Annotated in this window: 9 protein-coding genes; 1 reads left to right on the top strand and 8 read right to left on the bottom strand. The window is 71.1% G+C overall.

Going from position 1 to position 9,195, the window contains the following annotated elements:
* Nucleotides 1–432, bottom strand: a 432-nt coding sequence (locus BL253_RS32375; RefSeq protein WP_116438910.1) for an SDR family NAD(P)-dependent oxidoreductase, incomplete at its 3' end; no start/stop codon positions are given.
* A 321-nt stretch (nucleotides 433–753) separates the two neighbouring features.
* Between BL253_RS32375 and BL253_RS32370 the strand changes: the two genes are divergently transcribed.
* A complete protein-coding gene (locus BL253_RS32370) occupies nucleotides 754–1,449 on the top strand; it encodes a TetR/AcrR family transcriptional regulator (RefSeq protein WP_158230459.1) in 696 nt (231 codons plus the stop codon).
* A 135-nt stretch (nucleotides 1,450–1,584) separates the two neighbouring features.
* Here BL253_RS32370 and BL253_RS32365 read toward each other — a convergent pair whose 3' ends face one another.
* The 7 genes from BL253_RS32365 to BL253_RS44225 form a co-directional block, all read right to left on the bottom strand.
* Complete coding sequence (locus BL253_RS32365; protein ID WP_076821187.1) at nucleotides 1,585–2,820, bottom strand: acyl-CoA dehydrogenase family protein; 1,236 nt, start codon at nucleotides 2,818–2,820, stop codon at nucleotides 1,585–1,587.
* Nucleotides 2,817–4,097: an acyl-CoA dehydrogenase family protein gene (locus tag BL253_RS32360; protein ID WP_076821185.1), complete on the bottom strand. Its 1,281-nt coding sequence runs from the start codon at nucleotides 4,095–4,097 to the stop codon at nucleotides 2,817–2,819. The genes BL253_RS32365 and BL253_RS32360 overlap by 4 nt, the downstream gene beginning before the upstream one ends.
* A 109-nt stretch (nucleotides 4,098–4,206) precedes the next feature.
* On the bottom strand, nucleotides 4,207–5,637 hold the full coding sequence (locus BL253_RS32355) for an aldehyde dehydrogenase (RefSeq protein ID WP_076821183.1): 1,431 nt from the start codon (nucleotides 5,635–5,637) through the stop codon (nucleotides 4,207–4,209).
* A gap of 39 nt (nucleotides 5,638–5,676) precedes the next feature.
* A complete protein-coding gene (locus BL253_RS32350; RefSeq protein WP_076821181.1) occupies nucleotides 5,677–6,840 on the bottom strand; it encodes an NDMA-dependent alcohol dehydrogenase in 1,164 nt (387 codons plus the stop codon).
* 264 nt (nucleotides 6,841–7,104) lie between these two features.
* Nucleotides 7,105–7,863, bottom strand: a complete 759-nt coding sequence (locus BL253_RS32345) for an SDR family NAD(P)-dependent oxidoreductase (protein WP_076821179.1) — start codon at nucleotides 7,861–7,863, stop codon at nucleotides 7,105–7,107.
* Nucleotides 7,864–8,665: 802 nt separating this feature from the next.
* On the bottom strand, nucleotides 8,666–8,866 hold the full coding sequence (locus BL253_RS32335; protein ID WP_420801742.1) for an NADPH-dependent FMN reductase family protein: 201 nt from the start codon (nucleotides 8,864–8,866) through the stop codon (nucleotides 8,666–8,668).
* Between the two features lie 36 nt (nucleotides 8,867–8,902).
* Nucleotides 8,903–9,148 carry a hypothetical protein gene (locus tag BL253_RS44225; protein ID WP_241835330.1) on the bottom strand — a complete coding sequence of 82 codons (246 nt, stop codon included), beginning with the start codon at nucleotides 9,146–9,148 and terminating at the stop codon, nucleotides 8,903–8,905.
* Nucleotides 9,149–9,195 lie beyond the last annotated feature (47 nt).

The raw sequence follows: 9,195 nt of genomic DNA, 5'->3' as shown, positions 1-9,195 counted from the left end.
GTTCACGATGACGCCCCGCTCCCCACCGGGCAGCGGCTCGGCGCGCGCGATCCGCTCCGCGCCCAGGCGCAGCACGTTGAACGTGCCGATCAGGTTGACACCGACGACCTTCGCGAACAGGTCCAGCGAGTGGACACCCGCCCGGCCCAGGACCCGGGCCGGCGGGCCGATGCCCGCGCAGTTCACCACCACGCGCAGCGCGCCCAGCTGCTCGGCCAGGTCCAGGGCCGCGGCGACCGCGCCCTCGTCGGTGACGTCGGCCGCGCCGAACCGGGCCCGCTCGCCCAGCTCCGCGGCGGCCCGCTCACCGGCGCTGGTCGGCAGGTCGAGCAGCACCACGCCCGCCCCGGCCTTGGTCAGCCGCCGGGCCGTCGCGAGCCCCAGGCCCGAGGCGCCGCCGGTGACGACGGCTACCGCACCCGCTATCTCCACGTGTCCAGCCCCTTCATGTCCAGCCCCTTCATGTCGGGTCCGTCCAGGTCGGAGCCTCCCGCGCCCCGCCGGGCTTCCTACCGCGACTCCGATAGTCGACAAAACGCCGCTGCCTTGCTGGATCCTACATCCAAGAAGTCGGATGATAATGAAGTTCTGGGTACGGCCCTGGGCTGCCGGACGGCTGTGTCTGCGTTCTGCCGGGTCAACCCTGTCCGAAGGTCGACTGGTCGTGTCATGCACTACAGTTCGGCTTCAGTGGGTGGACCTCTGCTGTCGAAGAGGCTCGGGACCGGCGAGACGATGGGGAGCGGCGGCGCCATGGCGGACCAGGAGGTACGCCCGATCGACGACCCGTCTCGCGGCGGCACCCTTCGCCAGCGCCAGGCGGCGGCGACCCGCGAGAGCATCGCCCGCGCGGCCCTGGCGCTGTTCACCGAGCGGGGGTACGCGAGGACGACGATCGACGAGATCGCGCGCACCGCGCGGGTCTCGGCGGCCAGCGTCTACGCCATCTTCGGTTCCAAGCGCGAGGTCCTCCGGGAGATCCGGCGGGTGTGGTTCCGCGACGCCGACCTCGCCGGGCTGGTCCAGGCGGCGCTGGCCGAGCCGGACGCGGCCAGCCGGCTGGTCCTCGCGGCCCGCTGGATCCGGCACCAGCTCGAGGTGGGCGCCACGATCTCGATGATCGTGGACGAGGCGACCCGCGCCGATCCGAAGGTCGCCGAGATGTGGGAAGGCCTGCGGGTGGCCGCCGACGACAGGATCACCGAGGTCATCTCCGGCATCTCCGACCAGCTGGCCCCGGGGGTGTCGACCCGCTCCGCGGTCGACGTCGTCTGGGCGCTGTCGCGCGGCGCCGTCTACCGCGAGCTCATCGACACCCGGGGCTGGAAGCCGGACCAGTACGAGCGGTGGCTGTCGGCGACCCTGCGCCAGCAGCTTCTCGGTGAGAACATCGCGCCCGTCGTGGAAGGCGAGTCCGCCGTCGACGGCGGCATGGGCGTCGCCGGCTGAATTGAGTCCCGCTCTGGCCTGGATCGCGGACCCTGGTCGCGTGGGAGGAAGCCGCCACCGAACGGGAAAGGGGGCGCCGCCCAGGGACAGGACAGTCCCGTGATGACCTGTGGCCGGCGCCCGGCGGGCCGTTGGTCAGAGGCCGAGGCGTTCGGCGACGCGGGCGCGGTGGAAGGCCGGCTCGCCAAGGAGCAGCTGGCTGGAGCGGGCCCGCTTGAAGTAGAGGTGGGCGGGGATCTCCCAGGTGAAGCCCATGCCACCGTGGACCTGGATGTTCTGGTGGGCGGCGGTGACGAACGCGTCCGAGCAGTACGCGGCCGCGAGCGGTGCGGCCACGGGCAGCGCGTCGCTGCGGTCGGCGGCGGCGGACAGGGCGTAGTAGGCCGCCGAGCGGGCCGTCTCGACCTCGACAAGGACGTCGGCGGCCATGTGCTTGAGCGCCTGGAACGCGCCGATGGGCTGGCCGAACTGCACCCGGACCTTCAGGTACTCGACCGCCATGTCCAGCGCGGCCTGGGCGCCGCCGGTCTGCTCCACCGCCAGACCCACCGCGGCCAGGTCCAGGACGCGCGCGAGTATCGCCTCGCCGCCCGTCGGGTCACCCACCGCGGCCGCTGTCACTGCGTCGAGGTCGATGTCGGCGAGCCGGCGCGTCTGGTCCAGTGTCGGCCGCAGCGTGGTACGAAACCCGGTCTGGTCCGAGCCGGCCCTGCCTGCTGCGCCGGTCGCGCCCACCGTGTCGGTCCTGCCCACCGTGTCGGTCCTGCCTGCCGCGCCGGTCGGGGCGTTCGCGCCCATCGCGCTGGTCAGGCCGGCGCCGTCCGCCGGTCTGCCGGTCTCGATCGCGAACAGCCCGAGTCCGGCGGGGGTACGCGCCGGGACGATCACCAGGTGCGCGACGTGGGCGTCGGTGACGAGCGCGGCTCGGCCGGTCAGCCGCCACCGGCCGTCGACCAGCTCGGCGGCGACGTCGAGCTCACCGCCCCCGCCGGGCAGCGCCACGGTCGCGATCACCGAGCCGTCGGCGATGCCGGGAAGGTAGCGCCGCTTCGCCGCCTCGTCGCCGGACTCCAACAGCGCGCTGGCCGCGAGGACCACCGAGGAGAAGAACGGCCCGCACAGCAGTGCCCGTCCCGTCTCCTCCAACACGATGCCGAGCTCGACCCAGCCGAAGCCCTGGCCGCCGTACTCCTCCGGGATCGCGAGGCCGTGCAGCCCGAGCTGGGTGGCCATCGCCTCCCAGGTCTTCTGGTCGTAGCCGGACGCGGTCGCCATCGTCCGGCGCACGTCCGCCTCGGCCGAATACTCGGCCAGGAACCGCCGGACGGTCTGGCGCAGCTCCAGCTGCTCCTCGCTGAACTCCCTGATCATGGCCTTTTCTCCTGGCTGACGGGCCGGGTCGCGCTGCCCTTGCGCACGTCGCGGAACGGCACGCCGCGGTCAGGCTCGTAGCCCTTCGGCAGGCCGAGGACCCGCTCGCCGATGATGTTGCGCTGGATCTGGTCGGATCCACCGCCGATCGAGTTGATGAACGCGAACATCAGGGCCCGGTCCACCGGATAGGCCAGCGGATCGTCGACGTCGTAGACGAGGGACGCCCGGCCCTGCATCCGGTAGGCGAAGTCGGTGCCGGCGTGCAGGACCCGGGAGGCCGCCAGCTTGCCCAGTGACGCCAGTGACGACGGCCCGCGCCGGATCTCGGCGGCGGCGCGATCGCCGGTCCAGGTGTTGGTCAGCCGCCAGGACAGGATCTTCACCAACTCGTCGCGGACGACGGTGTCGTTCAGCCGCCCGGCCGCGCGCGCCGCCTCGACCAGGTCGTCCGCGACCGCGCGCAGGACCGCCAGATCGCTCGTTCCCGCCGCGGCCTTCCCCTCCGCGCGGCCGCGCGCCGCCGCGCCCATCCCCGCGCGCTCGGCGGCCAGCGCCACCTGGAGCACCCGCCAGCCCTCGCCCGGCGCGCCGATCACGGCGTCGGCCGGCACGGGGACGTCGGTCAGGAAGACCTCGTTGAACTCCGCGTCGCCGGTGATCTGCCGGATCGGGCGGATCTCGATCCCGGGGGAGTCCATGTCGATGACGAAGAAGGTGAGGCCGGCGTGCTTGGGCGCATCCCAGTCGGTGCGGGCCAGCAGCAGGCCGAACTGCGCCTCCTGGCCACCCGTCGTCCAGATCTTCTGCCCGTTGACGAGGTACTCGCCCTCGCCGACCAGCTCCGCCCGGGTCTGCAGGCTGGCGAGGTCGGAACCGGCGCCGGGCTCGCTGTAGAGCAGGCAGCCGTGGGTGAGGGAGCCCGTGAGCAGCCTCGGCAGGTAGCGGTCGCACACCGCCTGGCCGCCGTGGGCCAGCAGCGTGTTCCCGAGCAGGTACATCCAGGGGTTGTCGTGGAACGGAGCGGTCTCGACGCAGGCGCCCGGCGCCCCGGCGGCGTCGAACTCGGCCGCGGCCGCCCGCGCGGACGGTCGGGACAGGCCCCGGCCGTAGCGCCCGACGGGCCAGGTCGGCGCGGCCCAGCCGGACGTGACGAGGGCGCGGCGCCAGTTCTCGTCGTCGACGCCCGCCCAGTGGTCCGACAGCCAGGCCCGGGCGGCCGTCCGCGCCTCGTCGGGAGACAGCGCGGTCTCGCTCGCCCCGGTGCCTGCGCCCATCACGATCCTCCTGCCGATCGGTGCCTTCCGCTGAGCGCCGTTGGCGCGGGATGGGCGCCGCCAGCGCGGGAGGGGCGGCCCGGCCGTAAGCCGAACCGCCCCTGCGCGTTCAGGCGGACGTGTAGATGGCCGTGGTCTTGAGGTAGGCGTCGAGGCCCTCGGGGCCGAGCTCGACGCCCAGGCCGCTCGCCTTGTGGCCGCCGAACGGCGCGACGATGTCCATGGTGTAGACGTTCACGCCGAACGTGCCCGTGTCGACCTGGCGGGCGAAGCGCAGGCCGCGCTCGGTGTCGCCGGTCCATACCGTGCCGCCGAGCCCGTAATCCGAGTCGTTGGCGGCGGCGGCGGCGCCCTCGTCGCCCCCGTCGTAGGGCAGGACGGCGAGCACCGGGCCGAAGATCTCCTCACGGGCGATCCTCATGTCGGCGGTGACATCCGCGAAAACGGTGGGCTCCACGTACCAGCCCCGGTCGCGGCCGGCGGGACGACCGCCGCCGACGACCAGCCGGGCCCCCTGGTCGAGGCCGGAGGCGATGTAGGACTCGATGCGGTCGCGCGCCACGGTCGTGACCACCGGCCCGATCGCCGTCGAGGGCTCCAGCGGATCRCCCACCGGCATGGCCGTGACCGCCGCCGCGAGCGCGTCCACGACCTCGTCGTAGCGGCTGCGCGGGGCGAGGACACGGGTGTTGTTGACGCAGGTCTGCCCGTTGTTGGCCAGGCAGACGAAGCCGAGGCTGCCCAGGAACCGGTCGAGCGGCGCGTCCTCGAGGAGCACCGCGGCCGACTTGCCCCCGAGTTCCAGCGTCACGGGCTTCAGTGCCTGCCCGCACAGGGCTCCGACCCGCCGGCCCGCCGCGGTGGACCCGGTGAACGAGATCTTGTCGACGCCGGGGTGCGTCACCAGGTGCTCACCGACGGCGCGATCGGCCGGGACCACGTTCACGACACCAGCGGGCAGGCCGGCCTCCTCGACCGCCTCGGCGAACAGGTAGGAGCTCAGCGCCGTCTCGGGCGACGGCTTGATGACCGCCGTGCAGCCCGCGGCGAGCGCGGGGGCGAGCTTGAAGTGCAGCACTCCGATCGGGTAGTTCCACGGCACGATCATGCCGACGACGCCGACCGGCTCCCGGTGGACGAGGACCGGCCCCGCCCGGCCGGGGCGCTCCTCATCCTGTCCCAGTCCGCGCGCGAGCTGGGCGTAGTACCGCAGGTGGCCGGCGGGGCCCGCCGTGTTGGCCATCGAGGCGAACAGCAGCGGAGTGYCGACCTCGTGGGCCACGAGCGGGCCGATGCTCTCCGCCCGCTTCTCCAGCGCGGTGGCCAGGRCCTCCATGAAGGAGGCGCGCTGCTCCGGCGGCGTCGACCGCCAGGCCGGCAGGGCGGTGCGCGCGGCGGAGACAGCGGCGTCGATGTCCGCGGTGGCCCCTTCGGGGGACGTGCCCACGACCTCCTCGGTCACGGCGGAYGTCGTGACGAGGACATCCGTTCCCGCCGGCGGCGTCCAGCGCCCGCCGATGAAGAACTCGGTTCGATTCATGGAGACTCCTCGGAGACTCGGTGGCGGCAGCGCCACCGGTCAGCTGAAGGCGATGACGCCGCGCAGGTTCGTCCCGGCGTGCAGGTCCGCGAAGGCCTGGTTGATGTCGTCCAGGCGGTAGGTGGTGGTGACCAGTTCGTCGAGCAGGAGCTTTCCCTCCTGGTACAGGGACAGCAGCCTCGGCATCGACTCGCGGGGGTTGAGGTTGCCGTAGAGGCTGCCCTTGATCTCCTTGCAGTAGCCGACGAGCTCGGTGAGTGAGAACGGCACCGACACATCGGCCAGGGGGGCGATGGCCACGGGCACGCAGGTACCGCCCTTGCCGGTCAGCGCGATCGCGCCAGTCATGATCTCGGCATGCAGGACGCTCGGCGTGACGATGACCCGCTCGGCCATCGCGCCACGCGTGAGCTCCCGCACCAGGGGGATGGCCTCCTCGATCGAGGCGACCGTGTGGGTGGCGCCGAAGCGCTCGGCGCTCTCCCGCTTGAACGCGACCGGATCGACGGCGATGATCCGCCCGGCGCCGGCCGTCCGCGCGCCCTGGACCGCGTTGATCCCGACACCACCCACGCCGATCACGACGACCGTGTCACCGGGCTGGGTGCCGGCCTGGACCACGGCCGCTCCCCAGCCGGTGGTGACACCGCACGACACCAGCGAGGCGGCGACGAGGGACTGGCCCGGATCGATCCTGACCAGGGAGTCGCTGGCCACGACGATGTGCTCGCTGAAGGTTCCGAGCTGCATCATCGTCCGCAGCGGCTCGCCGTCCAGGAAGCGGCGTGGAGTCCCGTCGGTGACCATTCCCGGGCCGAACAGGTTCGCACCCCGGTCGCACAGGTAGCTGCGCCCCGTCACGCACCACCGGCAGCGCGCACAGGCAGGCATCCACGACACCGCGACCTGGTCACCGACGGCCAGCTCGGTCATCCCCGGGCCCACCTCGGTCACGACCCCGGCGCCCTCGTGACCGCCGAGCAACGGGAAGATCGTCGGCTCCGGCAGCCCGGCCGCGACCATGCCGCGCACCATCTCCGGCGACGGTACGGTGTCGCCGGAGTCGTAGTGATCGTCGGAGTGGCAGATCCCCGCCACCGCCATTTTGACGACGACCTCGCCCGCCCGGGGCGGATCGAGGTCGATCTCCCGCACCTCCCAGCCCTTACCGACTCCGCAGATGACCGCGCCACGTGTTCTCATGTCCGACTCCGATGTCCGATGGCGCAGGGAGAGGTGCCCTCGCGGCATCCCTGTTTCGTACGGCAACAGTATGTAATTGCGTCACCCACCCGTAGAACTCCGACGCCACCGAGTTCCGAGGGAAATGCTGCGCGCATCGATCCCCCTTCTCGGTAGTCCACCATCAGGGCCCTCGCGTGGCCGTCGGGCGCGTCACGGTCAACTTCGTCGGGGCCTCGTCTCCGTGTCACCCAGCAGCACCGCCTCTTCCGTAGTGACATCGCATCAACGACCGAGGACAGYGCCGCCGTTGATCGTGAGCATCTGGCCTGTCACAAAGCCTGCTTMCGGCGAGACGAGATACCTGACACCGGYGGCGATCTCGTCCGGCCGGCCGATTCGCCCCACRAGCGTCTCGGCTGCGTAGTCGGCCCGGCCCTCATCCGTAAGCTGACTGCTCATGTCGGTGTCGCCGATGATGCCGGGCACCACGACGTTGACGGTGATGCCCTCTGGCGAGAGCTCGCGGGCGAGACACAGCGTCATCGCCTGCACCGCACCTTTGGCAGCGATGTAGGTGGGATTGCCTGGCCGGATTCCTCCGGTGTAGACACCCTCGGAGCTGAAGTTCAGAATTCGCCCGCCCGGCCGCGTGAGATGTTTCGCTACGGCATAACACATGAGGAAGTGGGAAGTAGCGTTCGCCTTCAGTTGGYCGGTCCAGATCTCCGCGGCCTCACGCAGATCCGTGGTCGTGAGAACGCGTGCAGCGCGTACACCGACACAGTTGACCAGGACGTCGATTCGATTGTGGAGCCTCATCACCGACTCGACGACTGCCTCGACAGCGTCAACCTCGGACACGTCGGCAGCGATCGGCGTGACCGCGCTCCCGGCCAGGTCGGCGACCTCCTCGAGGCGCTCCTTCCGCCTGCCCACGATGACGACGTCGTGGTCCTTGGCCAGTTCGATCGCGACCGATCGGCCCATGCCGGTGCCGCCGCCGGTCACGATCGCGACCGGACGGCCCGTGGATTGAGTCACCGATGCTCCTTCTGTGCCACCTGATGCCGTGCTGACATTCGGCCAGTCCGCCCGCAACGTGCCGCCTGGATGCAGGATACAGTTCTCGATACGTCAGCACCATAGCTCTACGACAAGGTGCTGCCAAGAGCCCGACCTGCCAAGGCGAGATGAGACAGGTGGCCCGTATCGTCCTGTGACCAGGGCGAGGTTGGGAGAAGAAGATCGTGGTGTTGGCGGTGACGGCCCGGGCGTCCTCTGGCCGATGATGTCCGTGTGGAGGAACGCGAGCGCGCAGGCCGGCGGCCGGACCCCGAGGTCGAGCCGAAGGCGCGGCGGCGGACGTTCTCGCCGGCGTACAAGCTGCGGATCCTCACCGAGTACGAGGCGGCGACCGCGCTGGGCGCGAAAGGCGCGATCCTGCGCCGGGAAAACCTGTACTCGACGCACATCGTGGAATGGCGGAAGGCGCGGGAGGCCGGGGCGCTGGCCGGGTTGTCGAAACCGAAGGGCCGGCCGACGACCGGGACCGCGCTGACGTCCCATGAGCCAAGTCAGTCCCGACCTGGTCCACCGTACAGTCATTTCAGATACGCAGGAAAGGCTCCATCCAGCGGAGCGGGACGGGGATGGGGCCGCTGCCAGCGCTGGTGGGGGATCGCGAGCGGCGACGGCCCGGCAGGTGCGCGCGAGAATCGCGAGGATGATGTGGCGATCCCAGGCGTCGTAAGGCCGGGCTCGGTAGTGGTCCACGCTGGCTTCAGGCCGGCGGTCTTCAAAGCAATCCTCCAATGCCCGTCATGTGCCTGCGACACGGATCAGGTCACCGTCGGGGACTGGCGAGGAGCACCGTGTCGTACTGGTCGATGGCAGGCAGGTCCCCGGCGATGGCGGGCCGACTGTCCGCTTCTTGTTCGCGGACGTTGCGCGCGACGGTGTCGTTGTAGTTCGCCGAGTACGGTTGCGCGGCCTCGATACGGAAGACGTCGCACGAGATCAGCTGGCTGATCATTCGTGYGAGCACCTCGGTGTTGCCGACTGTCAGGTCGCGCCGTCCGCCTTAGTAGTAGTTCTCGCCTGCCCGGGAGAAATACGCGAGCAGGACGTGAGACGCGGGGTGTCGGGTGGCCTGGTTGGTCATCGTCTCCTTGCTTGGAGTGCCGGCCGCGGTCGGGCCGCTGGAATCGCTGGACGACGTGCAGGCGCTGAGCGTCGGCATCGCGGGGACTCCGGCCACGCCCCGGAGCGCACCGTGCGGCAGGGTGCGCCGTGAGATCGACGTGGTGCGCGCCGGGGCGTGGTCCACAGGGTCTACTTCGCGGTCAGGCCCGGCCGAGACCCGTCGAGCAGCCC

The organism is Pseudofrankia asymbiotica (assembly GCF_001983105.1).
Classification (GTDB): domain Bacteria; phylum Actinomycetota; class Actinomycetes; order Frankiales; family Frankiaceae; genus Pseudofrankia; species Pseudofrankia asymbiotica.
This window is presented reverse-complemented; position numbering and strand designations above follow the sequence as displayed.

Excerpts from the sequence above, each read along its gene's own strand:
- BL253_RS32370 (WP_158230459.1), top strand. The coding sequence starts at position 754 with ATGGCGGACCAGGAGGTACGCCCGATCGACGACCCGTCTCGCGGCGGC.
- BL253_RS32350 (WP_076821181.1), bottom strand. The coding sequence starts at position 6,840 with ATGAGAACACGTGGCGCGGTCATCTGCGGAGTCGGTAAGGGCTGGGAG.
- BL253_RS32360 (WP_076821185.1), bottom strand. The coding sequence starts at position 4,097 with ATGGGCGCAGGCACCGGGGCGAGCGAGACCGCGCTGTCTCCCGACGAG.
- BL253_RS32365 (WP_076821187.1), bottom strand. The coding sequence starts at position 2,820 with ATGATCAGGGAGTTCAGCGAGGAGCAGCTGGAGCTGCGCCAGACCGTC.